22 protein-coding genes are annotated in these 25,297 nt (G+C 72.5%); 13 read left to right on the forward strand and 9 right to left on the reverse strand.

All coding sequences use genetic code 11. The features are described from left to right. Nucleotides 1–113 precede the first annotated feature (113 nt). Together SALPAC3_RS0121440 and SALPAC3_RS0121445 are read left to right on the forward strand one after the other, a co-directional pair. The gene (locus SALPAC3_RS0121440) at nt 114–1,520 is read left to right on the forward strand and encodes a class II 3-deoxy-7-phosphoheptulonate synthase (protein WP_026185794.1); all 1,407 of its coding nucleotides are present in this window, start codon (nt 114–116) and stop codon (nt 1,518–1,520) included. Nucleotides 1,521–1,715: 195 nt separating this feature from the next. Continuing rightward, nucleotides 1,716–2,735, forward strand: a complete 1,020-nt coding sequence (locus SALPAC3_RS0121445; RefSeq protein ID WP_018223225.1) for a threonine aldolase family protein — start codon at nt 1,716–1,718, stop codon at nt 2,733–2,735. Between the two features lie 18 nt (nt 2,736–2,753). Here the strand turns inward: SALPAC3_RS0121445 and SALPAC3_RS0121450 are convergent, their stop codons facing one another. Together SALPAC3_RS0121450 and pknB are read right to left on the reverse strand one after the other, a co-directional pair. Beyond that, entirely contained in the window at nt 2,754–3,617 is an 864-nt protein-coding gene (locus SALPAC3_RS0121450) for a deoxyribonuclease IV (protein ID WP_018223226.1), read from the reverse strand. Further along, complete coding sequence (gene pknB, locus SALPAC3_RS0121455; protein ID WP_018223227.1) at nt 3,614–5,596, reverse strand: Stk1 family PASTA domain-containing Ser/Thr kinase; 1,983 nt, start codon at nt 5,594–5,596, stop codon at nt 3,614–3,616. Before pknB ends, SALPAC3_RS0121450 begins: the two co-directional genes overlap by 4 nt. Before the next feature lie 185 nt (nt 5,597–5,781). On the opposite strand from pknB, the gene SALPAC3_RS0121460 reads away from it, so the two are divergent. Then, nucleotides 5,782–6,162, forward strand: a complete 381-nt coding sequence (locus SALPAC3_RS0121460) for an Rv2175c family DNA-binding protein (protein ID WP_018223228.1) — start codon at nt 5,782–5,784, stop codon at nt 6,160–6,162. A 47-nt stretch (nt 6,163–6,209) separates the two neighbouring features. Here SALPAC3_RS0121460 and SALPAC3_RS0121465 read toward each other — a convergent pair whose 3' ends face one another. Further along, nucleotides 6,210–7,292: a polyprenyl synthetase family protein gene (locus SALPAC3_RS0121465; protein ID WP_026185795.1), complete on the reverse strand. Its 1,083-nt coding sequence runs from the start codon at nt 7,290–7,292 to the stop codon at nt 6,210–6,212. 181 nt (nt 7,293–7,473) lie between these two features. Between SALPAC3_RS0121465 and metF the strand changes: the two genes are divergently transcribed. Further along, nucleotides 7,474–8,391, forward strand: a complete 918-nt coding sequence (metF, locus tag SALPAC3_RS0121470) for a methylenetetrahydrofolate reductase [NAD(P)H] (RefSeq protein ID WP_018223230.1) — start codon at nt 7,474–7,476, stop codon at nt 8,389–8,391. Between the two features lie 44 nt (nt 8,392–8,435). Next, entirely contained in the window at nt 8,436–9,125 is a 690-nt protein-coding gene (locus tag SALPAC3_RS0121475; protein WP_026185796.1) for a CDP-alcohol phosphatidyltransferase family protein, read from the forward strand. Between the two features lie 127 nt (nt 9,126–9,252). On the opposite strand, the gene SALPAC3_RS0121480 is transcribed toward SALPAC3_RS0121475, so the two are convergent. Genes SALPAC3_RS0121480 through SALPAC3_RS0121505 form a run of 6 tightly spaced genes read right to left on the reverse strand, consistent with a single transcriptional unit; the run spans nt 9,253 to nt 14,624 of the window. Then, nucleotides 9,253–10,740 (reverse strand): phytoene desaturase family protein, encoded by a 1,488-nt coding sequence (locus tag SALPAC3_RS0121480; protein ID WP_018223232.1) that lies wholly within the window; start codon nt 10,738–10,740, stop codon nt 9,253–9,255. 9 nt (nt 10,741–10,749) lie between these two features. Next, on the reverse strand, nt 10,750–11,877 hold the full coding sequence (locus SALPAC3_RS0121485; protein WP_018223233.1) for a glycosyltransferase family 2 protein: 1,128 nt from the start codon (nt 11,875–11,877) through the stop codon (nt 10,750–10,752). Nucleotides 11,878–11,929: 52 nt separating this feature from the next. Then, the gene (locus tag SALPAC3_RS0121490) at nt 11,930–12,808 is read right to left on the reverse strand and encodes a carotenoid biosynthesis protein (protein ID WP_018223234.1); all 879 of its coding nucleotides are present in this window, start codon (nt 12,806–12,808) and stop codon (nt 11,930–11,932) included. After that, nucleotides 12,805–13,374, reverse strand: a complete 570-nt coding sequence (locus SALPAC3_RS0121495; RefSeq protein ID WP_018223235.1) for a GNAT family N-acetyltransferase — start codon at nt 13,372–13,374, stop codon at nt 12,805–12,807. The genes SALPAC3_RS0121490 and SALPAC3_RS0121495 overlap by 4 nt, the downstream gene beginning before the upstream one ends. Further along, nucleotides 13,371–14,129, reverse strand: a complete 759-nt coding sequence (locus tag SALPAC3_RS0121500) for a monooxygenase (RefSeq protein ID WP_018223236.1) — start codon at nt 14,127–14,129, stop codon at nt 13,371–13,373. Before SALPAC3_RS0121500 ends, SALPAC3_RS0121495 begins: the two co-directional genes overlap by 4 nt. A gap of 6 nt (nt 14,130–14,135) precedes the next feature. Next, complete coding sequence (locus tag SALPAC3_RS0121505) at nt 14,136–14,624, reverse strand: YbaK/EbsC family protein (RefSeq protein ID WP_018223237.1); 489 nt, start codon at nt 14,622–14,624, stop codon at nt 14,136–14,138. A gap of 551 nt (nt 14,625–15,175) precedes the next feature. Here SALPAC3_RS0121505 and SALPAC3_RS0121510 point away from each other — a divergent pair. From SALPAC3_RS0121510 to SALPAC3_RS0121545, 8 genes are all read left to right on the forward strand, one after another. Continuing rightward, nucleotides 15,176–15,625: an SAV_6107 family HEPN domain-containing protein gene (locus SALPAC3_RS0121510; protein ID WP_018223239.1), complete on the forward strand. Its 450-nt coding sequence runs from the start codon at nt 15,176–15,178 to the stop codon at nt 15,623–15,625. A 125-nt stretch (nt 15,626–15,750) separates the two neighbouring features. Then, nucleotides 15,751–16,533, forward strand: coding sequence for a hypothetical protein (locus SALPAC3_RS0121515; protein WP_018223240.1), 783 nt, complete (start codon nt 15,751–15,753; stop codon nt 16,531–16,533). Continuing rightward, the gene (locus tag SALPAC3_RS0121520; RefSeq protein ID WP_018223241.1) at nt 16,530–18,116 is read left to right on the forward strand and encodes a DNA polymerase Y family protein; all 1,587 of its coding nucleotides are present in this window, start codon (nt 16,530–16,532) and stop codon (nt 18,114–18,116) included. Before SALPAC3_RS0121515 ends, SALPAC3_RS0121520 begins: the two co-directional genes overlap by 4 nt. 54 nt (nt 18,117–18,170) lie before the next feature. After that, nucleotides 18,171–21,545 carry an error-prone DNA polymerase gene (locus SALPAC3_RS0121525; RefSeq protein WP_018223242.1) on the forward strand — a complete coding sequence of 1,125 codons (3,375 nt, stop codon included), beginning with the start codon at nt 18,171–18,173 and terminating at the stop codon, nt 21,543–21,545. Between the two features lie 98 nt (nt 21,546–21,643). After that, nucleotides 21,644–21,823 carry a hypothetical protein gene (locus tag SALPAC3_RS0121530; RefSeq protein ID WP_018223243.1) on the forward strand — a complete coding sequence of 60 codons (180 nt, stop codon included), beginning with the start codon at nt 21,644–21,646 and terminating at the stop codon, nt 21,821–21,823. 77 nt (nt 21,824–21,900) lie between these two features. After that, the gene (locus SALPAC3_RS0121535) at nt 21,901–22,671 is read left to right on the forward strand and encodes a methyltransferase domain-containing protein (RefSeq protein WP_018223244.1); all 771 of its coding nucleotides are present in this window, start codon (nt 21,901–21,903) and stop codon (nt 22,669–22,671) included. Then, the gene (locus SALPAC3_RS0121540; protein WP_018223245.1) at nt 22,668–23,906 is read left to right on the forward strand and encodes an alkaline phosphatase family protein; all 1,239 of its coding nucleotides are present in this window, start codon (nt 22,668–22,670) and stop codon (nt 23,904–23,906) included. Before SALPAC3_RS0121535 ends, SALPAC3_RS0121540 begins: the two co-directional genes overlap by 4 nt. A gap of 61 nt (nt 23,907–23,967) precedes the next feature. Further along, nucleotides 23,968–25,227 (forward strand): DNA polymerase IV, encoded by a 1,260-nt coding sequence (locus SALPAC3_RS0121545; protein WP_018223246.1) that lies wholly within the window; start codon nt 23,968–23,970, stop codon nt 25,225–25,227. Nucleotides 25,228–25,297: the final 70 nt, after the last annotated feature.

Here is a 25,297-nt window from a genome sequence, read left to right on the forward strand (position 1 = left end):
ACGGCCGGTGCCCGGCGCCCGACTCGGTTCGATGTCGGTGACGGATCTCTCACCTGGCGGAACGGCCCCCCTCGCGGGTTGGGTGCCGGGTCCGTCGCCGTAGGCTTTCTGGCATGCGCCAAGAGTGGCATCAGCTGAGCCATCCCGCTGTCGGTAGTCCGGTGCTGCAGACCAGCCGGCCGACCATCGATTCCGCCGAGGACGCCGCCCTCGGCCTGGACCGTTGGCGGGACCTGCCGCGCGCCCAGACCCCGCCGTGGCCGGACGATGCCCAGGTCGCCGAGGTCTGCAAGGTGTTGGAGAACGTCCCGTCGGTGGTGGCCCCGTACGAGGTTGATCAGCTGCGGCGCCAACTCGCACTGGTCTGCGAGGGTAAGGCGTTCCTGCTCCAGGGTGGGGACTGCGCGGAGACCTTCGCCGACAACACCGAGAGCCACCTGCTCGCCAACGCCCGTACCTTGCTGCAGATGGCGATCGTGCTGACCTACGGCGCCTCGTTGCCGGTGGTCAAGGTCGCCCGGGCTGCCGGTCAGTACACCAAGCCCCGGTCGCTGCCGACCGACGCCCGTGGCCTACCGGCCTACCGGGGTGACATGATCAACTCCTTGGACGCGACGCCGGAGGCGCGGGTCGCCGACCCGCAACGCATGATCCGGGCGTACGCGAACTCCGCCGCCGCGATGAACATGCTCCGGGCCTACCTTGCTGGCGGGCTGGCGGACCTGCACGCGGTGCACGACTGGAACAAGGGCTTCGTGCGGAACTCGCCGGCCGGCGAGCGGTACGAGGCGATCGCCCGGGAGATTGACCGGGCGCTGGCCTTCATCCGGGCCTGTGGGATGACCGAGGACGAGGCGTTGCGGACCGTCACCCTCTACTGCTCCCACGAGGCGCTGGCCTTGGAGTATGACCGGGCGTTGACCCGTGTCTCCGACAGCCGAGCGTACGGGCTCTCCGGGCACCTGCTCTGGGTGGGCGAGCGGACCCGGCAGCTCGACGGGGCACATATTGACTTCATTTCCCGGATCGCGAACCCGATCGGGGTGAAGCTCGGCCCGACGACGAAGCCGGACGAGGTCATCGAGCTGTGCGAGAAGCTCAACCCGGACAATGTTCCGGGCCGGCTGACCCTGATCAGCCGGATGGGCAACCACCGGGTCCGTGACGTCCTGCCATCGCTCGTCGCCAAGGTGACCGCCGCCGGCGCCAAGGTGGTGTGGCAGTGCGACCCGATGCACGGCAATACCCATGAATCGTCCAACGGCTACAAGACCCGGCACTTTGACCGGATCGTAGACGAGGTGCTGGGCTACTTCGAGGTACACCGTGGCCTGGAAACCCACCCCGGCGGGCTGCATGTCGAGCTGACCGGTGAAGATGTCACCGAGTGCCTCGGGGGTGCCCAGGGCATCGGCGATGTTGATCTGCCCGACCGGTACGAGACCGCCTGCGACCCACGGCTGAACACCCAACAGTCGCTGGAGTTGGCGTTTCTGGTCGCCGAGATGCTCCGTGGCTGACGCGAGGAGTGAGCTTGCGAGCCCCGCAGTCGGTGGCCGGTGAGGATGATGGTGGCTGACGCGAGGAGTGAGCTTGCGAGCCCCGCAGTCGGTGGCCGGTGAGGATGATGGTGGCTGACGCGAGGAGTGAGCTTGCGAGCCCCGCAGTCGGCGGCCGAAGGATACTCCGTGGCTGACGCGAGGAGTGAGGACGTCATGATCGATTTGCGTTCGGATACTGTCACCCGCCCAACCGCGGGGATGCGGGAGGCGATGGCCGTCGCCGAGGTGGGCGACGACGTGTACGGCGAGGACCCTACGGTCAACGCCCTTGAAGCCGAGGTCGCGGCGCTCTTCGGCCATGAGGCGGCGCTGTTCTGCCCAACCGGGACGATGGCCAACCAGATTTCGCTGCAGCTGTTGGTGCCACCCGGTGGCGAACTGCTCTGCGACGCGGACGCGCACGTGGTGACGTACGAGATCGGTGCGGCTGCCGCGTACGGCGGCATTTCGTCGCGGACCTGGCCGACGGTCGGCGCGGCGGTCGACCCGGACGTGGTCGCTGGCATGATTCGGCCCGACGGCTACTTTGCGGTGCCCACCCGGGCGGTCACCGTGGAGCAGACCCACAATCGGGGCGGCGGTGGGGTGATCCCGCTGGCGGCTCTGCGTGAGCTGCGTCGGGTCGCCGACGCGGCCCGGGTCGCGGTGCACTGCGACGGCGCTCGAATCTGGCACGCGCACATCGCCGACGGGGTGCCGCTGGCCACCTACGGCGTGCTCTTCGACACCCTGGCGGTCTGCCTCTCCAAGGGGCTTGGTGCGCCGGTCGGCTCGCTGGTGGTCGGCAGTGCCGACAAGATCGAACGAGCTCGGTTCATCCGGAAGCGGATGGGCGGTGGTATGCGGCAGGCCGGGATCCTCGCCGCTGCCGGCCGGTACGCCCTGGCACACCAGGTGGAGCGGCTCGCCGAGGATCACGCGAAGGCGACCCGGCTCGCCGAGGCGGTTGCCCCGTTCGGGGTCTTGGCGGCCGAGGTGCGTACCAACCTGGTCCCGTTGGATCTCACCAAGACACCGATGGACGCGCACACCTTCGCCGCCGCGGTCCGTGCGGAAGGGGTGCTGGTCAGTGTGCTCGGCCCGGACACCGCCCGCCTGGTCACCCATCTGGGTGTCGACGATGCGGCGATCAACCGCGCGATCGACGTCCTCACCCGTGCCCTGCGTACCTGATCCGTACCGCGGGTCGGGTCAGGTACGCAGTCGCTTGAGAATGGCCACGTCGCCGGCGTGGCCCACGTGCTTCTCGGAGGGGGTCTCCACCACCGTCGGCACCCCGGAGGTCGCCGGATGGCGCATCAGCTCGGCGAAGGCGGGCTCCCCGATGGTGCCCTTGCCGATGTTCTCGTGTCGGTCCCGGGTGGAGCCGCAGAGGTCCTTCGAGTCGTTGGCGTGTACCAGCCGTAGCCGGTCCGACCCCACGGTGTCCACCAGCGTGTCGAGGGTGGCGGTCATGCCACCCTCGACGGACAGGTCGTGCCCGGCGGCCCAGGCATGGCAGGTGTCGAAGCAGACACCGAGCCATGGGTGCCGGTCCACCGCATCCAGGTAGGGGCCGAGCTGTTCTACCCGGGCGGCGAGCGAGCGCCCGCCACCGGCGCTCGGCTCGACCAGCAGCATCGGCCCGTTTGCGTCACCGGCGGTGTCCAGCAGTGGCAGCAGCATTTCCCGAACCTGGCGCATCGCCGTGTCGGCGTACCCGGCGTCAACCGCGCTGCCGGCGTGGAACACCACCCCCTGGGCGCCGATCGCCGTCCCTCGGCGTAGCGCGTGTGCCAGCGTCAGCGCTGACCGCTCCACCGTCGCGGCGGTGGGCGAGCCGAGGTTGACCAGCAGGGACGCGTGGATGAACACCGGGACGCCACGCTCGGCGCAGCCGGCGCGAAACAGCGCGTCCTGCGTCGGGTTGCCGGGCGGCAATGCCCAGCCCCGCGAGTTGGACACGTAGACCTGGGCTACCTCGGCGCCCGTCGCATCCAGGTAGGGCAGGGCGGCTTTCGCCAGCCCGCCCCCAGCTGGTGTGTGCGCGCCGACCGGTCGCACTGCCGCCATCACAGGCAGCCGAGGGTGATCTGGGTACCCGGTGGTACCTGGGAGTTCTCACCGGGTGTCTGGAACCGGACGGTGCCGTTCTGGTTGAACTGCACCGCGACCGGGAAGGACTGCCCCTCCAACATCTGCTTGGCCTGCTGGCACGGCATGCCGATCACGCGGGGGACGACAACCTGCGGTGGGCCCTGGCTGACCTCCAGGCTGACCTCCGCCCCCTTCTCCACGCCGGCGCCGTCGGCTGGACTCTGCCCGATGACCTCGTTCTTGGGCTTGTCGGACTCCTTCACCGTCGGCGGTTCAACGAGTACCAGCCCGAGCTGGTTCAGGACCGAACGGGCCTCGTCCAGGGGCTTGCCGACCAGGTTCGGCACCGAGATGGGCGCCCTGCCTTTGCTCAGAGTTACGGTGACCTCGTGTCCGGGCTTGACCTCGGTGCCCGCCTCCGGGTCGGTGGCGACCACCATGCCCTCCGGCAGACTGTTGTGGTAGCTGGTGGAACCCTTGATCACCTCCAGGCCGGCCTCGGTCAGGTCGGTCGAGGCCAACTCGAACTCTTTGCCGACGACATCCGGCACCGCGAACTGCTCGGGGCCCAGTGAGAGGGTGAGGGTGATCGTGCCACCCTTCAGGATCCGGGATGCGGAGGCCGGATCCTGGGACAGGACGGCATCTTTCGGCACCTGATCGTCGTGGCGCGGATCGGCGTATCGGAGGATCAGACCGGCCCGCTTCGCCTGCGCCTCCGCGGCGGCCTGGTCCAGGCTCACCAACTCTGGGGCCTCGGTGAATCGGCCGACACCGACCCACCAGCCACCCACCGCGGCAATCAGCCCCAGCATCACGACGACAGCGGCCACCGCGAGCCGGCCGCGCTGCTCACCCATCAGCCGACGAGGCAGCGGGGCCAACCGGGACCGGACACTCTCGTTGTCGACCGCCCGTCGTCGGCCACCCCGAGGGGCCTCCTCGGGCAACCGGGCCCAGGCGGGGCGCTGCGCCGGCTGTACGGCCGCGACCACCATGGTCGGGTCACTCACCGGGGGCCTCTCAGTCACCCGGCGCAGCACCGTGGTGTGGGTATTCGGGTTACCCAACCCCTCCCGAGCCGCCTGTGCCTGGATGAGCAGCGCACCGGCGTCGGCCGGGCGGGCACCGGGATCGCGCCGGGTGGCGCGGATGACCAGGTCGTCGAGGGCCGTTGGCAGCCCCGGCACCAGGGTCGACGGTGCCGGCACATCCTGTCGGACATGCTGCCAGGCCACCTCGACCGGGCGCTGGCCGTCATACGGCACGCGGCCGGTGAGCATCTCGAACAGCACGATGCCCGCGGAATAGACGTCGGTGCGCGGGTCGGCGTGCCCATCGGTCACCAGTTCCGGTGCCACATAGGCGATCGTGGCCATCAGCTGGTTGGCCTGTGCGTCGTCGGCGCTCGCCTCCACCGCCTGGGCCAGTCCGAAATCAGCGACCTTCACCACGCTGTCGACCAGGTTGGCCGCACCTCCGGTCGGTGCCTCGGCGACCAGCACGTTTTCCGGTTTGACATCCCGGTGGACGAGCCCGGCTCGGTGCGCGGCGGCGATCGCGGCGAGCATCTGTTCGATGATCGCGAGCGCCTCGTCGGGGTTGAGGCGGTGCCGTTCGGAGAGCACGTCGCGCAGCGTGCGCCCGCGCACGTACTCCATGACCAGGTATGGCCGGTCGGCGTGGATGCCCTGGTCGTAGACCGCGACGACGTTGGGGTGGGTCAGCCGGGCGATGGTCTTCGCCTCGTCGGCGAAACGGTCCACGAAGCCCGTTGTCCGCCCCTGGGCCTCCGGGCTCGGCGCGGGATGGATGATCTTAAGTGCAACGGTGCGATCGAGGCGCTCGTCGGTTGCGGTGTATACAGTCGCCATGCCACCCCGGGCGACCCGACCGCGGATGCGGTAGCGCCCATCGATCAGTGAGCCCGGCAACGTGTCGGCGACCTGTGTGTCCATCGGCAGGAAGTCTATGTGTCCAGGGGTAGGTGGTTGGACACCGATGCTACAGGCCGGCAGTGACGTTTTGAATCCGGTGACTCGCCGGACGGCCGTTCTTGCAGCTCCGGTCGGTGCCCGGCGGCCCAGGTCCGGGGCCGTGGGGGCGCTCGCCCGATGCCGGGGCGGCGTGGCAGGGTGGTCGGGTGACCGACTCCGTACCCGCTGGCGAGCCCGCCGTGAGCCCTGCCGCCGAACCGACCGCGTGGCTGACCCTGCCGGCTGTCGCCGAGCGCCTCGACCTGACGATCAGCAAGGTCCACCAGATGATCCGGGACCGGGAGCTGATCGCGGTCCGCCGAGACGGTGCCCGTCGGGTGCCGGCGGACCTGGTGGCGACCCGAGGGGTGCTCAAGCATCTACCCGGGGTGTTGAACCTCCTCGCCGACGCCGGCTACGACGATGAAGAGATCCTGCGCTGGCTCTATCAGCCCGATGACACCCTGGCCGGCGGCACCGCCGCCGTGGCGCTGGCCGGCGACCAGGCCCGCGAGGTCAAACGTCGCGCCCAAGCCCTCGGTTTCTGACCTCGGCGTTCCCCGCCCGGTCCGGTCGAGGTCTGGATGGGCGGGGGTCAGGCAGGGCGGCGGGTGGCGGCGATGGCGAGGTCGGCCAGGGCTTGGTGCGCCTCGGTATCGAGATCAACGGTGGACAGTGCGGCGAGCGCGGTGTCGGTGAGCTCCTGGATCCGCTGCTCGGCGCGGCCGAGCGCGCCGCTGGCTCCGATCAGCTCCCGCAGCCGGGCCACCCCGGCGTCGTCGAGGTCGGCGTCGCCCAGACCGTCGAGCAACATCTCCCGGTCGGCGGGGCCGACCACCTCCAACGCCGCCGCCACCAGGTAGGTGCGCTTTCCCTCGCGGAGGTCGTCACCGGCTGGTTTACCGGTCTGCGCCGGGTCACCAAAGATCCCCAGCACATCGTCGCGCAGCTGGAAGGCCTCACCCAGTGGCAGCCCGTACGCCGAGTACGCCGCGTGGACCTCGGGGGTGGCGTCGGCCAGCGCGGCGCCGAGTAGCAACGGGCGTTCGACGGTGTACTTCGCCGACTTGTAGCGGGCGACCTTCCCGGCCCGCTCGACCGACGTGTCCCCGGTGGCCTGGGCCAGTACGTCGAGGTACTGGCCCACGGTGACCTCGGTCCGCATCTGGTCGAAGACCGGCCGTGCCCGGGCGACGGTGCGCGGGTCCAGTCCGGCGGAGTGCAGCAGCTCGTCCGACCAGACCAGGCACAGATCGCCCAGGAGAATGGCCGCCGCGTCACCGAAGCCGTCCGCGTCTCCGTCCCAGTTCGCCGACCGGTGCCGGGCGGCGAACCGCAGGTGCACCGCCGGCTCCCCTCGCCGGGTGTCCGAGCGATCGATCAGATCGTCGTGAATCAAGGCGCTGGCCTGCACGAACTCCAACGCGGCCAGGGCGGTCGCCACCTGTTCGGTGTCGATTCCACCGGCGCCCCGGTAGCCCCAGTAGGCGAAGGCGGGCCGTAGCCGCTTGCCGCCGCCGAGGACGAATGCCTCGACCGCGTCGGCCAACGGGGCGAGAGAGGCATCAACCTCGGTCATCCAGGCACGTCGGGTCACCAGGAAGTCGGCCAGTGCCTTGTTGACGCGTTGCCGAAGCCCGGCACGGTCCACCGGGGAGACAGGAGCAGCGTAGGTCACGCCCTGACGCTAGCCGGTCGCGACGGCCGGCTCCCCACCGGCGGCCTGTCGACGCGCCGGGCCCGGTCGTGCGGTGTCGACTGTGCCATGTTGCGGGGAGTCGGCCGTGCCGTACCCCTTGTCATCGTTTGCGACGGGGGAAGGTCTAGGGATCGCGGCCCCACGCCGCTAGAGTCATGGCGTGGCGCTTGGTCTTCCATCGGTTCTCCCCAATCCGCAGCCGGCGATCGGGGAGCTGATCCGCGACCGCCGGCCGACCTTCTCCTTCGAGTTCATGCCCCCGAAGACAGCGCAGGGCGAGCGGCTGCTCTGGCAGGCCATCCGGGAGCTGGAGTCGCTGCGCCCGTCGTTCGTCTCGATCACCTACGGCGCCGGTGGCTCGACTCGGGACACGACCGTGGCGGTTACCGAACGGGTCGCTACCGAGACCACGCTGCTGCCGATGGCGCACCTGACCGCAGTCAACCACTCGGTGGCCGAGCTGCGGCACGTGATCGGGCGGCTGGCCGCTGCGGGCGTGCGTAACGTGCTCGCCGTGCGCGGCGACCCGCCCGGCGACCCCACCGGCGAGTGGATCCCACACCCGGATGGCGTGGACTACGCGGAGGACCTGGTCCGCCTGGTCCGTGACGCGGGTGACTTCAGCGTTGGCGTTGCCGCCTTCCCGTACAAGCACCCCCGCTCGCCCGACATCGACTCCGACACGGCGTACTTCGTCCGCAAGTGCCGGGCCGGAGCCGATTTTGCGATCACTCAGATGTTCTTCGACGCGGACGAGTACCTTCGGCTGCGGGACCGGGTGGTAGCGACGGGCTGTGACACGCCGATCATCCCGGGCGTGATGCCGGTGACGAAGGTCAGCACCATCGAGCGGTCGGAGCAGCTCTCCGGCGCGCCCTTCCCGCCGGCTCTGGCCGCACGCTTCGAGCGGGTCGCGGACGACCCGGAGGCAGTCCGCCAGCTCGGGGTCGAGCAGGCCAGCGAGATGTGCCAGCGGCTGCTGGACGAGGGTGTTCCCGGTATCCACTTCATCACCTTCAACCGGTCCACCGCGACCCGGGAGATCTGGCGGAATCTGCGGGTCAGTACCCCCGGGTGAGCAGACGCGCCACGACACCGCGCGATCGGTGCGACGGTTGATCCGTGGTGGGCAGACAGCTGAACTGGGACCAGTACGCCACAGCCTGGGCGCGACTGCACGGTGGGTTCGATCCGCGCGCCGCGGCCCCGCCCGTCCGGGCCTGGCTGCGCCTCGCGTACCACGGGGGCTACGTGCTGGGTCGGCTACGGGTCACCCCGACCGCGGTGACCGTCGCCGGGGTGCTGCTCTGCCTCGGTGTGCCGCTGGTCGCGATACGCCCCCAGGACGGGCCCTTTCTCGGTGCGTTGCTGGTGCTGCTCGCCTCGGTGGCGGACAGTCTCGACGGCGCGGTCGCGGTGGCGAGCAACCGCACCACCCGGCTCGGGTACGTCTACGACTCGGTGGCCGACCGGCTCGGTGAGGCGGCCTGGCTGGTCGCGTTCTGGCTGCTCGGCGCGCCGGGCGCGCTGGTGGTCGCCGGTGGTGCCCTCTCCTGGCTGCACGAGTACGTGCGGGCCCGGGCGACCTCCGCCGGAATGCGAGAGATCGGTGCGGTGACCGTGGGGGAGCGGCCGACCCGGGTCGTGGTGGCCCTCGTCGGCCTGCTGCTGGCCGGGCTGGCCGGGCTGATCGCGCCGGACCTGACCGCGGGCACCAGCACCATGGCGAGCGCGGTCTGGGCGTTGCTGGCCGGCTTCGGCCTCGGACAGCTACTGGCCGCGGTCCGGGGCGCGCTGATCAACGCCAGTTGACGCTCGCGCCCCACCGGAGGCGCGCCGGCGAAGCCCGGGACCGTGGGTGGGCGGCGGCGAAGCCGAGAGAGCCCGCGGGTGGTCGGGAGAGCCCGCGCGGTAGGCGTCGGCGGACCGGCCCGGTCCGCTACCAGGCGGGGCCGATGGAGTCGGCGACGATCTGGGCGGAGAGGGCGACCATCGGCAGCCCGCCGCCCGGGTGGCAGGAGCCACCGACCAGCCACAGCCCACGGACCGGCCCCCGGTTGGGCGGGCGGAGCAGGCCGCCCGTGGTGCCGTAGATCGCCCCGCCCGGTGTACCCGTCGCACTGCCCAGATCGGCCGGCGTGCGAATCTCCCGGAACAGCAACCGGTCCCGTACGTCCACCCCCCGCGCGGCCAACACGGCCAGGATCCGGTCCGCGTACGCCTCGGCGAGGCCGGGGCGTCGCCAGTCGACAGCACCGGCGGCGGTACCCTGCCGAGCGGCGTTGACCAGCACGAACCACGCCTCGTGCCCAGCCGGGCGGACCGTTTCGTCGGCGGCCACGGTGACGAAGACCGCCGGGTCCGGGGCCGGGCGCGCCCGAACCCCCCGCCCGGGCGCCCCGAAGACCGCGTCGAACTCGCTGTCGTAGGCGTCGGGGAAGAAGACGTTGTGATGGGCCAGCCCAGAGTCCCCGCGTACGCCGAGCAGCAGCACGAAGCCGGCGAGGCTGCGGTCGGTCAGCGTGGCCAGCCGTCGTGGGGTGGGTAGCAGGTCCCGGTAGAGGGTGAGCGCGTCAACGTTGGCCACCACCACATCGGCCGGCACGGGGGCGCTGGTGCCGGCGAGGCGTACGCCGTGCACCCGTCCGCCCGCCGCGTCGATCCGGGTGACCCGGACGCCGGTCCGTACCATCACCCCGAGTTCCAGGCAGCGGGTCAGCAGGGCGTCGGCGAGGGTGCCCAGGCCACCGCGGAGGTACCAGCCGCCGAAGGCCAGCTCGGCGTAGGGGACGGCGACGAGGGCCGCCGGCGCCCGGCGCGGGTCAGTTCCGGCGTACGTCGCGTACCGGTCGAGCAGCATCCGGAGCCGGGGGTCGGACAGGTGGGCACGGCCCAGTCCGCGGAGCGTCCGGCCGGGCCCGATAGCGGCCAGGTCACCCAGCCGCCAGGCCAGCATCGCCAGGTCCCGGGGCGAGTCGACCCGGCGGCGCAGGACATCGCGTTCCGAGGCCGTCCAGACCCGCTCGGCACGCCGCCAGAGGCGCCGCCACTGGGCGGCGGCCCGCTCACCGAGGGCCGCGCCGACGCGGGCGGCGAACTCGTCGGAGTCGGCGCACGAATCGAGAGTTGGTCCACCCTGGGGGAAGACGTGTCGCACGATCGGGTCGAGCGGGACCAGGTCCAGGTATTCGTCGAGCTTCGCCCCGGTCGCCTCGAACAGGTCGTGGAACACCTGGGGCAGGGTCAGCAGACTGGGCCCGGTGTCGAAGTGGAAGGGGCCGGCGGGTGTGTCGGATACGTACCGGCCGAGCTTGCCGCCCACCGTGTCACCCTGCTCCAGGAGGGTGACACGGTGTCCGGTGGTGGCCAGCCGGGCGGCGGTGGCCAGGCCACCCACCCCGGCGCCGACGATCACGATCCGCGCCATGGGTGCCTCCTAGCCGACCGGACGGCCCCGCCAGCTCAGGCGCCGTCGCCTCCGCAGATGGTACGACCGCAGGGTCAGCCAACCGAGGACCGCTACCGACGCGGGGTGCCCCAACGCGTCCGGCCACCACCGGCCGCCGGTCGCCCGGGCGCTGACCACCCGCCCGGCGACCCCGAGCAGGTAGGCCCCAGCGGCGACGGCGGCCGTCCCCGGTGCACCGCCGATCAGCGCGGCCACGACGACCAGCGCCGGGGCGGTGTAGAGCAGTAGCAGCAGCGCGACCGCCGTGGCTGCCGCCGAGGGACGACCGAACGAGGCCCACAGCGACTTCGAGTAGCCGTCGCGTAACTGTGGCCAGTCGTCGTACATCCGACAGGTGGCCAGCCGTGAGCCGTCGGCGAGGGCGATCTGGCCGCCGGACCGCTTGACCGCCCGGGCCAACTCGACATCCTCCAGAACCCGGTCGTTCACCGCCGCGTGTCCACCGGCGGTGGTGTATCCGGCCCGGTCCACGACCAGGAACTGTCCACCGGCCGCGGCCAGGGACGGCCGGGCCGACCGCTCCATCGCGGGCAGCGGCAGGAACGTCAGCCACAACCACTGCAACAGCGGCTGAACCAGCCGGTCGGCCACCGTCGTGACCAGGATCCGGGGGTACGGCGACAGCAGCGTCACCCGCGCGGCCCGTAGCTCGCCGACCGCCGCGGCCACGGCGTGGGGGGCGAGCACCACGTCGGCGTCGACGAAGACCAGCACGGTGGCGGCCGGGTCGGCCCGGGCGGCGAGCTGCCAGCAGGCGTGCGGTTTGCCCAGCCAACCCGGCGGTGGAGCGCCGCCGTCGAGCAGGGTGACCCGAGGGTCGTCGCCGACGACCGTGCGGACGACCTCGCAGGTGCCGTCGGTTGACCCGTCGTCGAGTACCACGATCTGTAGCTGCGGCACACCGCGCTGGGCCAGCAGCGCGCGCAGGCATGGGGTGACCCGGGCGGCCTCGTCGCGCAGCGGCAGCAGCACCGCCACCGGTTCGGTCACCCTCGCCGGCGTCCCTACCGGACGGCGCAGCCAACGGCCCGCGTTGACCAGGGTGTGTGTGGTCAGCGTGGCCACGCCGGCCAGGATCGCCAGCAACAGGATCATGTCGGCGCCCCACCTCGGTGGGGGCCGGCGGCGCGACGCCGGGCCGGATCGCTCATACCGACGTGCCGGCGCGACGCTGTCGTCCCGGCGGTGCTGTCCGGCCGCGTCGGGGCAGCAGCGTCGGCCGGATGCGTCGGGGCAGCAGCGTCACCGCCAGCGGCACCGCGGTCAGCGCCATGACCGCTGCGCCCCACCCGGCTGAGGCGGGCAGGCCGAGGAAGACGGCGTGGGCCAGCACGCTGGAGCCGTACGTCCACAGATAGAGCGCGAGCATCGGAGCGTCGCGGCTGTCGGTGGTGGCCACGGCGGTGCCGGCCAGTGGCCGCAGGGCGGCCATCACCAGCACCGCGAAGAGCAGCCAGCCCAGGTAGTTGCTGATGGGGATGCCGGGCAGGCCGGGCAGCGCGGGGGTGGCGTTCCGCCAGACCCAGTGCCCCTCGGCGACCATCTGCGGGTCGAGGAAGAGATCCCAGGCGGCCAGTCCGACCGCTGCCAGCGCGATTCGGCGGACAGCCGGCCCGGTGCCCCCGGTCGGCCCACCACCGGTGAGGCGGACCGCGGTCAGCCAGGCGGGCCAGGCCATCCAGGTCCAGGCGAGGGGGATGATCAGCGGTACTCCGGCCAGCTTCGGCCCGAGCTGCTCCGCGTAGTCGTAGCTGCCGAACGGGAACCCGGTGGCCACGCCGAGCGCCTCGATGGCGAAGCCGCCGCCGGTGACCACGGCGAGCAACGCCGCCGCCGTCCGAGGACCCCGGCTGAGCAGCGCGTGGCCGACCGAGAGCAGGTAGCCGAGCAGGACGGTGGCGACGGTCAGCCGGGCCCGGGTCTGCCCCGTGGTCAGGGGGTAGCAGATCTGCGCCAGTACCAGCACGGCCAACAGCGCCCAGACGGTCCGGAGGGCCTGCCCCGGCAGGGCGGCGGGCCGGGTCATGTGGGGGCCCTCCCGGAGGCGGCGGGTGGCGGGAGCGGCAGGTCCCGGCCGAGTACCCCGAACAGACGTTCGTCACCGGGGAAGCGGAAGTCGCGCAGGACGTCAACGAAGCCGAAGCGTCGGTACAGTCGCCAGGCCCGGGAGTGCTGCTCGTCCGCCTCCGGGGTGGACAACAGGGTGGTGCTCCCCTCTGCTATCCCGAGCAGGGCGCGCAGCTGGCTGGCGCCCAGCCCATGCCCCTGCGCGGGTGGTCGGACGTGCAGCTCGACCACCTCGAAGCAGCTGGCCAGCCAGCGGCGGCGGGTGGCCGGGTCCAGCATCCGCCCCACCTGGTCGTGCCACCACTGGCCGGGCTTCCCGTGGTATCCGTAGCCGAATCCGGCCAGGTGGCCTTCGGAGGTGAGGCTGGCGACGGCGCGGAAGCCGGGGCGGCGGACGTGGGAGGCGATGTAGCCGCGCCGCGCCCTGAGTAGGTCGGCGCGGTACCCCATCGCCTCGCCGTAGACGGCCACCACGTCGTCCAGCCGCCGAACGAGGTCGTCCGGTGTCCACCGCACCAGCCTCATGCCGTTCCCACCTTCGTTCCGCCGTCCGTGGTCCAGCCCAGCACCGTCCGGTCACCGACCACGTCGCGTACCTCGAACCGGGCGAAGAGCTCCTCCGCGTACCACCCCGCGGTGGGGGTTCGCCTGATCGCGGCACGATGCTCGGGGTGACGGTACGCGAATGCGACCAGCTCCGCCGGGGTGCGCCACACGCTGACCGTGCCCTGCCAGCCCAGCGGCGCCTCGCCGACGCCGAAGCGGGCGAGCAGGCCGGGTGCGGTGTGCAGCGCGCGGGCCACCGGGGGTACCGCCTGCCAGAAGGTGACCGCCCGGGCGGGGCGGAGCCGGGCCCGGGTCAGTGCCAGCACCGGGCCGTTGGATCGCCCGCCTGGCGGGTCGCCGAACGGCTGCCGGCCGGACCACTCACCCCGGCTGGTGAGCGGGCGTAGGTCGATCCGGACGGCGGCGCGGGCGATGCGTGCCCAGGCCCGTCCCACCGGGGAGCCGGCGAAGCCGGTGGCCGCGGCGGGGGAGTCCCACACGGTCAGCGCCGCCCACCGGGTCAGGTCCGCGTCGCGTGGACCGAAGCCGGTGCCGGTCCCGGTGCCGAGCAGTTTGGCGAAGCGGACGCCGGGCAGCGCGCGGAGCCGGCGCGGGTCGGCTGCCATCCGGGCCAGCGCCCGGGGCAGCCCGGCTCGGCTGGTCCGCCACACATGCAGGGTGACCAACTCGGGGACCGGCGCCCGGCGGTTGACCGGGCGTGGCTCGTTCGACAAGCCCGCTCACGCCACCTCGGCCGGTGTGCCGCCGGTCACCCGCAGCAGCTCCGGATAGGTGGTGGGGAAGACCGCGCGGGGTACGCCGCCAGCGGCCCAGATCTCGTCGTACTTGTCGAGGGTGGTGTCCACCAGGGTGCGTAGCGGCTGGGGGTGGCCGACCGGGGCGACTCCACCGATGACCTGTCCGGTGTGTTCGCGGACGAACTCCGGCGTGGCCCGCCGGAGTCGGGGGACGCCGATCGCCGCGGCGAGGCCGACGGTGTCCACCCGGTGCGCTCCGGAGGTCAGCACCAGCAGTGGCCCGTCGGCTGTCTCGAAGACCAGGGAGTTGGCGATCTGCCCGATCTCGACCTCGAGGGCGGCGGCGGCCGCCGCGGCGGTGTGGACGGCGTCGGGCAACAGGCGAACCAGGCTGGGTGCGCCAGCGCCGTCGAGTGCGCCAGCGCCGTCCAGCGCCTCCTGTGTCGCTCGTACTTTCGGGTGTGGGTGCATCCGGCCATTCTTCCCGGTGCGCCCCGGGCGCCTTCGTTGACCACGCCAGCGGTGGTGGCCGGTGGGTGGCGAGCCCGAGGTGGCGGCCACGGCGGTCCGGCCGCCAGGTTGACTGCGGTGGTACGGCGGCCGGCGACCCGTCCGACGTGCGGCGATGTGTGGCACACGTTGTGTTTTTGTCGACCGGAGGGTGTACTGTCAGCAGTAGTTAGAACGGGTGTTCGATACCGAGGGTTTGCTTCGCATGCTCGTTCTGACCTCCGGAGTGGTGTTTCGCGGCGCTGCTCCGGGCGGGTGCGGCGCCGCGGGTCGCGCCCAGGGCCATGGGCGGTCGCGAGCCCCGGTCCGTCAGGCGGGAGCGTCGCCCGCCGCCCTCGACCCCCGGGTGGCGGGCGACGAACCTGCTGGTCATGCCGGCCGGGTGTGGTGTGGGGAAGCGTCCACGCCCGGCCGGCCCCGCCGGTGCGTCTTCCTCCGCACCACTCGACCCGGCGGTCCGCCGGCGGATCAGGTCCGTCGGGTGGCGCCTCGGCCCCTGGAGGAGACAGCGCATGCCGATCAACCCAGCTCCAGTGCCGACGGTGCCGGCTCACGTGCTGCCGCAGCGCACCCCTGTCCAGCTCCTCGCGGTGGCCCGTTGCGGGCTCGTCGAAGCTGCCCGCACTGGCCCCGACGGTCTCCGCTACGCGGCGGCCCACCTGGCGGCTCTGCGGGCCGCCGCGGCGCTGCTCGCCGTCCATGCTCGCCCCGTGCCGACTCGGCGTAGCCGGGTTACCAGTGTCTGGGTCCTGCTCTCCGGTGTCGCCCCCGAGCTCGACGAGTGGGCCCGGTTCTTTGCCCTGGCCGCCAGTAAGCGCGCCGCTGCCGAGGCTGGCATCCCGCGGGTCGTCACCGCCCGGGAGGCCGACGACCTGCTGCGTGCCGCCGAGGAGTTCGTGCTGGTGGTGGAGGCCGCGTTGGGTGTGGCGCAGGCGCCGCCCCCGGAGGGCCGGGCGGCCTGAGTCGCGGCGCCACCGAGGGTGCTGGTAGTAGCAGAGATTCTTCTAATAAGTCCGTTTTGTGAGTTCTTGAGCTATTTGTAATGCGCTGGTCCATCAGTACAACAGCACGACAGGGGGTAGGGCCGATGGCGGGCCGCATGGTGGTCGGTTCCGCCGCGTTGGCGGGTCTGGTGCGTCCGGCGAGTGCGCCGGACCCGATCGGGGGGCAGCGGGTGCTGCCGGTCGCCCCCGAGCTGACCGGCCTGCTGCCCAACCGGGGGCTACGCCGCGGCAGCACGATTTCGGTCGCCGCTGGCCAGCTCCGGCACAGCGGCGCCACCTCCCTGGCCCTGGCGCTGCTCGCCGAGGCGTCCCGGGCCGGCTCGTGGTGCGCCGTGGTCGGGGTGCCGACCCTCGGGGCGGTCGCCGCCGCCGAGCTCGGGATCGCCCTGGACCGGCTCGCCCTCGTGCCGCATCCAGGACCCGAGTGGGCCACCGTCGTCGCCACGCTGATCGATGGGGTGGACGTCGTGGTCGCCGCCGTCCCGGCCACAGTGTCCGCGTCGGTCGCCAGTCGACTGGCGGCGCGGGCCCGGCAGCGGGGCAGCGTCCTCGTCCCGTACGGCCGGTGGGACGGCGCCGACCTGACCCTTCAGGTGACCCGGGGAGTCTGGCAGGGAGTCGGTGTCGGCCGGGGCCGGCTGCGGCGGCGGGAGGTCACCGTGGCGGCGCGGGGGCGGGGCGCCGCCACCCGTCCCCGGGAGGTGACGATCTGGCTGCCCGGTGCTGGTTCGACCCGGGTGGTTCCGGATTCGACCGGCGGCACCCGGGCGGCTTCGCCCACGGGGCGTTCCGGCGCCGGGCGACTCCGGGCGGTGCCACCGGCCACCGACGCGCCCGGGCCGCTCACCCTGGCTGGTTCGGCATGACCGGGCTCCGCACGATGGTGCTCTGGTGCCCGGACTGGCCGGTGGTCGCCGCTGAGCTGGTGGAGGGGGTGCCCAGCACCGACCCGGTCGCGGTACTGCACGCCAACCGGGTGGTCGTCTGCTCCGAGCCGGCCCGGGCCGAGGGAGTGCGCCGAGGACTACGGCGGCGGGAGGCACAGAGCCGCTGCCCCCGACTCACCGTCGTCGCCCACGATCCCGCCCGGGACGCCCGAGCGTTCGAGCCGGTGGTGGCCGCAGTCGAGGAGTTGGTGGCCGGGGTGGCGGTGGTCCGCCCCGGAATGTGCGCGGTACCGGCCCGGGGCCCGGCCCGCCACCTCGGCGGTGAGGAGGTGGCGGCGGAGCGAATCATCGAGCACGTCGCCCAGGCCTGTGCGGTGGAGAGCCAGGTCGGCATCGCTGACGGGGAGTTCGCCGCCGGGCTGGCCGCCCGCAGTGGCCGGGTGGTCCCCCCAGGTGGGACGCCCCGGTTCCTCGCCGACCAGCCGGTCGAGGCGCTCGGTCGACCGGCCCTGGCCGACCTGCTGCGTCGGCTCGGTATCTGCGCCCTCGGCGACTTCGCCGCGCTGCCCCCCGGCGACGTGCTGGCCCGATTCGGCGCCGACGGTGCGCTGGCCCACCAGCTGGCCATGGGCCGGGACCACCGCCCGCTCGCGGTTCGGCGGCCCCCGGTGGACCTGACGGTCACCGCGGACCAGGACGAACCGCTCGACCGGGTTGACGCGGCGGCCTTCGTCGGCCGCGCACTGGCTGAGCGGCTGCACGACCGCCTCGCCGCGTACGGGCTGGCCTGCACCCGTCTCGGTATTGAGGCGGTGACCGCGCACGGTCAGGAACTGCATCGAACCTGGCGGCACGACGGTCTGCTCACCGCCGCTGCCATCGCCGACCGGACGCGGTGGCAGCTCGACGGGTGGCTCTCCGGTGGCCGGTCGGGTGCCGCCCCGGTGCGACCCACCGCCGGCATCGTCCGGCTACGGCTGGTGCCCGACGGGGTGGTCGCGCTGGGGGCCCTCCAGCCCGGCCTGTGGGGGGAGGCCGGGGAGGAGCGGGATCGGGCGCATCGGGCGTTGAGCCGGATCCAGGGTCTCCTTGGCCCCGAGGCGGTGGTCACCGCGGTACTCGGCGGTGGGCGCTCCCCGGCCGACCAGGTGCGCCTGGTGCCGTGGGGCGATGAACGCCGGTCGGCCCGCCCCGGGTCCCCCACGCCGGGGTGGTTGCCGGACCGGCCGGGGGAGCCGCCGTGGCCGGGCCGGTTGCCACCGCCGGCGCCGGCGGTGGTGCTTCCCGAGCCGCTGGCCGCCACCGTGCGGGACGCCGTTGAGGAGCCCGTCGTGGTCAGCGCACGGTTGGCGGTGAGCGCGGCACCGGCGTGGCTCACCATCGGGGCCGGCCGGCCGGTGGCGATCACCGGATGGGCCGGTCCATGGCCGGTTGACGAGCGGTGGTGGGAGCCGGCGACGGCCCGGCGGCGGGCCCGGTTCCAGGTCTGCCTCGCCGACGGTGCCGCCCTGCTACTCGCGGTCGAGGGAGGCCGGTGGCTGGTGGAGGCGAGCTATGACTGATTTCTGTGGCGCCGGCGGCCCACCGATGAGCCTCTGCGGCGCTGGCGGGCGCCGATGAGCTTCCACAACCCGGATCTGCCGTGGTCGGAGCTGGAGCGGGTGCTCAGCGGTGAATCCACTCGGGGGCAACGTCGTACCCGCGATCGCGAGCGGCATCTGCACGTGGTGGACCCGCTGACGGTGGAGGCCGACGGCGGCGATGCTCCCGCGCGGGCCGGCAGGCGTCCGTACCATCCGCCGCCCGCGACAGCCCGCCCGGACGATGCGGTGCCGTACGCCGAGCTGCACACGCACACCAACTTCAGCTTCCTCGACGGTGCCAGCCACCCGGAGGAGTTGGCCGAGGAGGCCGCCCGGCTGGGGCTCACCGCGCTCGCGGTGACCGACCATGATGGCTTCTACGGCGTGGTGCGCTTCGCCGAGGCGGCGCGTGCCCTGCACCTGCCGACGGTCTTCGGCGCGGAGCTCTCCCTCGACCTACCGGGACCGCCCGGTGGCGAGCCGGACCCGCTCGGGCGGCACCTGTTGCTGCTCGCCCACGGCCACGAGGGGTATGCCCGGCTGGCCGCCACCATTTCCCGGGCCCAGCTACGCGGTGGCGAGAAGGGCCGTCCGGTCTACGGGGAGTTGGCGGAGGTCGCGGCCGAGTTGCGGGATCACGTGCTGGTGCTCACCGGCTGCCGCAAGGGCCACGTACCGGCCGCGCTGCTCACCGAGGGAGTTGACGCGGCGGCCCGGGAACTGGATCGGCTGACCGCGCTGTTCGGCACGGAGATGGTCGCGGTGGAGGTGACCGACCACGGCCACCCGATTGACGCTGACCGCAACGACGCCCTCGCCGAGCTGGCGGAGGCCGCCGGGTTACCGACAGTGGCCACCAACAACGTGCACTACGCCACTCCGGGGCGACGTCGGCTGGCCACCACCCTCGCCGCGGTCCGAGCCCGCCGTAGCCTGGACGAGATCGACGGCTGGCTACCTGCTGCCGGCACCGCTCACCTGCGTAGCGGCGCCGAGATGGCGGCCCGGTTCGCCGCCTATCCGGGGGCGGTGGCCCGAGCCGCCGGCTTCGGCGCGGAACTCGCCTTCGACCTACAGCTCGTCGCCCCGGCGCTACCGGCGTATCCGGTGGGTTCTGGGCACACCGAGATGAGCTGGCTGCGTCATCTCACGGCACGGGGGGCACGCGAGCGCTACGGCCCGCCGGAGGCGCACCCCGAGGCGTACGCGCAGCTTGAACATGAGCTGAACATGATCGAGGAGCTGGGCTTTCCCGGCTACTTCCTGGTGGTCTACGACATCGTCACGTTCTGCCGTGAGCAGGGCATCTACTGTCAGGGCCGAGGGTCGGCGGCGAACTCGGCGGTCTGCTACGCGTTACGGATCACCAACGTTGACGCGGTCCGCCACCGGCTGCTCTTCGAGCGCTTTCTCGCTCCGGAGCGGGACGGGCCACCGGACATTGACGTGGACATCGAGTCCTCCCGTCGAGAGGAGGTGATCCAACACGTCTACGCTCGGTACGGGCGGGAGCACACCGCTCAGGTAGCCAATGTCATCTCGTACCGGCCCCGGTCGGCGGTGCGGGACGTGGCGAAGGCGTTCGGGTTCTCCCCCGGCCAGCAGGATGCCTGGAGTAAACAGATAGATCGGTGGAGTTCGGTCGCCGCGGTTGATGTCGAGGGCATCCCCGAGCCGGTGGTGGCGTACGCCGACGCGGTGCAGACCTTTCCCCGGCACCTGGGCATCCACTCCGGCGGCATGGTGATCTGCGACCGGCCGGTGATCGAGGTGTGTCCGGTGGAGTGGGGGCGGATGCCCGGCCGGAGTGTGCTTCAGTGGGACAAGGACGACTGCGCCGCCGTCGGTTTGGTCAAGTTCGACCTGCTCGGCCTCGGCATGCTCGCCGCGTTGCACCATGGTTACGACCTGATCGGGGCGCGGCTCGAGCTGGGCGACATGTCCCTGGACGACGCCGAGGTCTACGACATGCTCTGTCGGGCCGACGCGGTCGGGGTGTTCCAGGTGGAGAGCCGCGCCCAGATGGCCACCCTGCCCCGGCTCAAGCCCCGCTGCTTCTACGACCTGGTGGTGGAGGTGGCGCTGATCCGGCCGGGTCCGATCCAGGGCGGCTCGGTGCATCCGTACATCCGGCGTAAGAATGGCCAGGAGCCGGTCACCTTCCCGCATCCGCTGATGCGCAACGCGCTGGAGAAGACGTTGGGCGTGCCGCTGTTCCAGGAGCAGCTCATGCAACTCGCCATCGACCTGGCCGGCTTCGACGCGGCCGAGGCGGACCAACTGCGCCGGGCGATGGGGGCCAAGCGGTCGGCGGAGCGGATGGCCCGGATCGCCGATCGGCTCTACGCCGGGATGGCCGAGCGGGGCATCACCGGTGAGCTGGCCGACGATGTCTACCGCAAGCTCACCGCGTTCGCCAGCTACGGCTTCCCGGAGAGCCACGCGATGAGCTTCGCCTACCTGGTCTATGCCAGCTCCTGGCTCAAGCGGTACCACCCGGCACCGTTCCTGGCCGCGCTGCTCAACGCCCAACCGATGGGGTTCTACTCGCCGCAGACCCTGGTGGATGACGCCCGTCGGCACGGGGTGGAGGTCCGCCGGCCGGATGTCAATGCCAGCGGTGCCGGGGCGGTCCTGGAGTCCACCCCGAACACCCGGTGGGGAAGCCAGCCGGGGGAGCCGCCGCACGAGTGGGGGCTGGGTGGTCCGGCGGTCCGGCTCGGGCTGGGCAGCGTGCGTACGCTCGGTGTGGAGGTGGCCGAGCGGATCGAGACCGAGCGGGCAGCGCATGGGCCGTATCAGGATATGTCGGACCTGGCCCGGCGGGCGGGTCTGACCGCCACGCAGCTGGAGGCGCTCGCCACCGCAGATGCCTTCGCGTGTTTCGGCGTGACCAGACGGCAGGCGCTCTGGAGCGCCGGGGCAGCGGCCCAGGAGCATCCTGACCGCCTGCCCGGTACCGTGCCCGGCACGGTCGCGCCGACGTTGCCCGGGATGGCGGCGGTCGATCGTCTCGTCGCGGATGTCTGGGCGACCGGGCTGTCGCCGGAGAGCCATCCGGCCCGGTTCGTCCGGGACCAGCTCGACGCTCTGGGGGCGGTGCCGATCGCCCGGCTCGCGCTGGTGGAGCCGGGTCGGCGGATTCGGGTTGGCGGGATCGTCACCCACCGGCAGCGTCCGGCGACCGCGGGTGGGGTCACCTTCCTCAACCTGGAGGACGAGACGGGGATGCTCAATGTCACCTGTTCCCCCGGGTTGTGGCAGCGCTATCGGCAGGTGGCGAAGAACAGCGGGGGGCTGGTGGTCCGGGGCCTCCTCCGCCGACACGAGGGGGTGATCAATCTCACCGCTGACCGACTGGATCCGATTGAACTCCAGGTTCGGCAGCCCGCCCGCGATTTCCGATGATCGTTAAGTGATTCGGGTTACGGTTTTTGCCTTCGGGCGGCGGAAGACTCCTGCCCGCGCTGGCAACGTGGCCCGCGCGGTAACGAGGGGACGAACCGATGACGGGGAATCGCGCCTACAACGGTGGGGTGGCCAACACGAGCCGGACCCGGCTCGGGGCCGGGTGGGTGCCCACCCATCACGCCGAGGCCCGGGAGTACGAGATCACCGAGGGACCGGTGGCGAACTCGGTGCGTTCGCGACACGAGGAGGAAGCCGTCACCGGCGGCGAGTCCTGACCGTCCCGGGTCCTGACCGTCCCGGGTCCTGACCGTCCCGGGTCCTGACCGGCCAGCCGTTCCGGACGGGACTGGACGTGGTGACTAGGCTGGTCGAGGTGGAGCAGACCCGAGGGCGGCTCACTGGCCCGCCGCTGACCCCGCGTACCGCTGTCATCTGGTCGGTGCTGCGCGCCGAGCTTGACCGCCGTGCCGGCACCGACCTGACCGTACTCGACGTGGGTGGCGGCACCGGCGGCTTCGCGGTCCCGCTGGCCCTGGCTGGGCACCAGGTGACTGTCGTGGACGCCAACCCCGACGCGCTCGCCGCGCTGACCCGCCGCGCCGCTGAGGCCGGGGTTGCCGACCGGGTGCATGCGGTGCAGGGCGACGGTGACGCGCTCGCCGGGCTCGTGGAGCCGGCCAGCGTGGATTTGGTGCTCTGCCATGCCGTTCTGGAGGTGGTTGACGACCCGGCGGCGGTGGTCGCCGCGCTGGCCGGTGCGCTGCGCCCCGGCGGGGCCGCGAGCGCCCTGGTCGCCGGGCGGGCCGCCGCCGTGCTCGGTCGGGCCATGACCGGCCAGCTGGAGGTCGCCGCACTCCTCGCCGCCGATACCTCCGGAGCCGCCGGTCCCCGGGACCCGCTGCGGCGGCGTTTCGCCGCCGATGAGGCGGCCGCGCTGCTCACGGCCGCAGGTCTGGCGGTCGAGGAGATCCACGGCGTACGCGTCCTCACCGACCTGCTGCCCGCCGCGGTCGCCGATGGCCAGCCCGCCGCCCTGCTGGAGCTGGAGTTGGCGCTCGCCGCCCAACCGCCCTGGCGGGACCTCGCCGCCCAGTTACACCTGTTCGCCCGTCGGCAGGCATGACCGGCCCGCCGGAGCACACCCGCCGGCCTGGCGTCCCGTCGCCGTGGGCCGCGGCCGGTTCGCCGGTCGGGGCTGACTCCGGGGCGAGCGATCCGTACGGGATCCTCGCCCCCCAGTACGGCGTGGCGAGCCTCGCGGACATCCTGCCCGCCGCGCTCGCGGCGCTGGGAGTGCCCGGCGCGACCGACGTGCTCGGCCTGACTGCTGTGCTCGAAGGCGTGCGCCGGATCGCCGTGCTGTTGGTGGATGGGCTCGGCTGGCACCAGATCCCCACCGCCACGCCGTACGCACCGACCCTGGCTGGGCTGACCGCAACCGTCGGCCGGCCGCTCACCTCCGGCTTTCCGTCCACCACTCCGACCAGCCTGGTGACCCTCGGCACGGGCACTGCCCCCGGTGCGCACGGCGTGCTCGGGTTCACCCTGCGGGTCCCCGGCACCGACCGAGTGCTCAACCACCTTGACTGGGCCGGCGACCCGGAGCCGCTGCGCTGGCAACCCGTCCCCACCCAGCTGGAACGGGCCCAGGCCGCCGGGGTCCGGGTGACGGTGGTGAGCCGGCCCGAGTTCGGCGGGAGCGGCCTCACCCTGGCGGCCAATCGGGGTGGCGACTACCGGGGTGCGGCGGACGCTGACGAACTGGGTCGGGAGATGTTGGCCACGCTGGCGGCGGGGTCCGGGCCCACCCTGGTCTCTGGTTACCACCCCGACCTCGATCGGCGCGGCCATCTCAGCGGGGTCGATTCGGCGCCGTGGCGCGCCGCCGCGGCCGATGTCGACCGGCTGCTGGCTCGTCTCGTGGAGGGGCTGCCGCCGGACGCGGCGTTGCTGGTTACCGCCGACCACGGTCAGCTCGACATTCCCCCTGAGCACCGGTTCGACCTGGATGCCGACCCGCGCCTGCGCGCCGGCGTGACGGTGGTGGCCGGCGAGCCCCGAGTGCGCTACCTGCACGTGCGGCCCGGTGCCCAGGACGACGTGGTGGCCACCTGGTCGGCCGTGCTCGGTGCCGCCGCCCGGGTCACCACCCGGGCGGAGCTGGTGGCGGCGGGCTGGTTCGGCCCGGTGCCCGAGGAGCACCTGGGCCGAATCGGGGACGTGGTGGTGCTCTGCAACGGCGACCACGCCGTGCTGGCCACCCGCTCCGAGCCGCCGATGGCGAGTCGGCTGGTGGCGTACCACGGTTCGGACACCGCGGCGGAGATGATGATCCCACTGTTGGTGGTCCGGGGCTGAGCTGCGGTTTCGCTGCCGCGTCGCTGGCCGGGGCAGGGATAACCGCACTAGCCTTCCGGGTATGGGCCGCAGCCAGTCGTTGCCGCGTGGCGGCGACCCACGTTTCGGGCCGGACGCCGACGACTCCGGCTGCCGGGTCCTGCACGTCGACATGGACGCCTTCTTCGCCGCTGTCGAGGTGTGCCGCCGGCCGGAGCTGCGCGGCCGGCCGCTCGTGGTCGGCGGGCTGGGACCGCGGGGGGTGGTCAGCTCGGCGAGCTACCCGGCCCGACGGTACGGGGTTCGCAGCGCGATGCCGACCGCGCGGGCCCGGGCGCTCTGCCCGCACGCGGTCTTCCTGCCGCCCGACTTCACCGCCTACACGACCGCCTCGCGCCGGGTGATGCAGATCTTCCGGGAGGTCACACCGCTGGTCGAGCCCCTCTCCCTGGACGAGGCCTTCCTCGACGTGGCCGGCGCCCAGCGGCTGTTCGGCCCGCCGTCGGCGATCGCCCGGCTGATTCGCGAGCGGGTGGCGACCGAGGTGGGGATCACCTGCTCGGTCGGGGTGGCGTCGAGCAAGTTCGTCGCGAAGCTTGGCTCGACGCGGGCCAAGCCGGACGGGCTGCTGGTGGTTCCGACCGCACGGGTGCTTGAGTTTCTGCATCCGTTGCCGGTGGAGGCGCTCTGGGGGGTTGGGGAGCGGTCGGCCGAGACGCTGCGTCGGCTCGGCCTGGTCACCGTCGGTGAGCTGGCGCAGGCGCCGGACGGGATGCTCCGTCGGGCGCTCGGTGCCGCCGCGGCCCGGCACCTGCACGAGCTGGCGTGGGGGCGGGACCCGCGGCGGGTCACCCCGGAGCGGGGGGAGAAGTCGGTCGGTGCGGAGGTGACGTTCGACGTTGACGTGACCGATCGGCGGGAGATCCGTCGGGCTCTGCTCGGCCTCGCCGAGAAGGTCGGTGCCCGGCTGCGCCGCGGTGGCCAGGTGGGGCGGACGGTGACGTTGAAGGTGCGGTTGGCCGATTTTCGTACGGTCAGCCGCTCCCGCAGCCTCGATGTTCCGACCGATGTCGGCCGGGAGATGTTCGACACCGCCTGGGCGCTCTACACCCTCCTGGACCCCGGGGAACCGATCCGGCTGGTCGGCGTCCGGGCTGAGCAGATCGTGCCCGTCCGGGACGCACCCCGGCAACTCGCCCTTGGTGAGCCCGCTCGGGGGTGGCGGGAGGCCGAACGCGCCGTTGACGCCGCCGCTGCCCGTTTCGGGCGTTCCGTCATCGGTCCAGCCAGCCTGTTGCGCCCCCGTGACCAGCAGCTGAGGGAAAATCAGCGCCGGCCATAGGTCGTCCCGCTTTCCGACGCGCGAGGGCCCTCGTAGACTTGTGGGTAAGCAGCTGGTTGGCTGCCACGGT

The sequence above is a fragment of the Salinispora pacifica DSM 45544 genome (assembly GCF_000378845.1).
Taxonomy (GTDB): Bacteria; Actinomycetota; Actinomycetes; order Mycobacteriales; family Micromonosporaceae; genus Micromonospora; species Micromonospora pacifica.

Coding starts and splice junctions, on each gene's coding strand:
- SALPAC3_RS0121440 (WP_026185794.1), top strand. CDS start 114: ATGCGCCAAGAGTGGCATCAGCTGAGCCATCCCGCTGTCGGTAGTCCG.
- SALPAC3_RS0121445 (WP_018223225.1), top strand. CDS start 1,716: ATGATCGATTTGCGTTCGGATACTGTCACCCGCCCAACCGCGGGGATG.
- pknB (WP_018223227.1), bottom strand. CDS start 5,596: ATGGACACACAGGTCGCCGACACGTTGCCGGGCTCACTGATCGATGGG.
- SALPAC3_RS0121480 (WP_018223232.1), bottom strand. CDS start 10,740: ATGGCGCGGATCGTGATCGTCGGCGCCGGGGTGGGTGGCCTGGCCACC.
- SALPAC3_RS0121485 (WP_018223233.1), bottom strand. CDS start 11,877: ATGATCCTGTTGCTGGCGATCCTGGCCGGCGTGGCCACGCTGACCACA.
- SALPAC3_RS0121490 (WP_018223234.1), bottom strand. CDS start 12,808: ATGACCCGGCCCGCCGCCCTGCCGGGGCAGGCCCTCCGGACCGTCTGG.
- SALPAC3_RS0121495 (WP_018223235.1), bottom strand. CDS start 13,374: ATGAGGCTGGTGCGGTGGACACCGGACGACCTCGTTCGGCGGCTGGAC.
- SALPAC3_RS0121505 (WP_018223237.1), bottom strand. CDS start 14,624: ATGCACCCACACCCGAAAGTACGAGCGACACAGGAGGCGCTGGACGGC.
- SALPAC3_RS0121510 (WP_018223239.1), top strand. CDS start 15,176: ATGCCGATCAACCCAGCTCCAGTGCCGACGGTGCCGGCTCACGTGCTG.
- SALPAC3_RS0121515 (WP_018223240.1), top strand. CDS start 15,751: ATGGCGGGCCGCATGGTGGTCGGTTCCGCCGCGTTGGCGGGTCTGGTG.
- SALPAC3_RS0121520 (WP_018223241.1), top strand. CDS start 16,530: ATGACCGGGCTCCGCACGATGGTGCTCTGGTGCCCGGACTGGCCGGTG.
- SALPAC3_RS0121525 (WP_018223242.1), top strand. CDS start 18,171: ATGAGCTTCCACAACCCGGATCTGCCGTGGTCGGAGCTGGAGCGGGTG.
- SALPAC3_RS0121530 (WP_018223243.1), top strand. CDS start 21,644: ATGACGGGGAATCGCGCCTACAACGGTGGGGTGGCCAACACGAGCCGG.
- SALPAC3_RS0121540 (WP_018223245.1), top strand. CDS start 22,668: ATGACCGGCCCGCCGGAGCACACCCGCCGGCCTGGCGTCCCGTCGCCG.
- SALPAC3_RS0121545 (WP_018223246.1), top strand. CDS start 23,968: ATGGGCCGCAGCCAGTCGTTGCCGCGTGGCGGCGACCCACGTTTCGGG.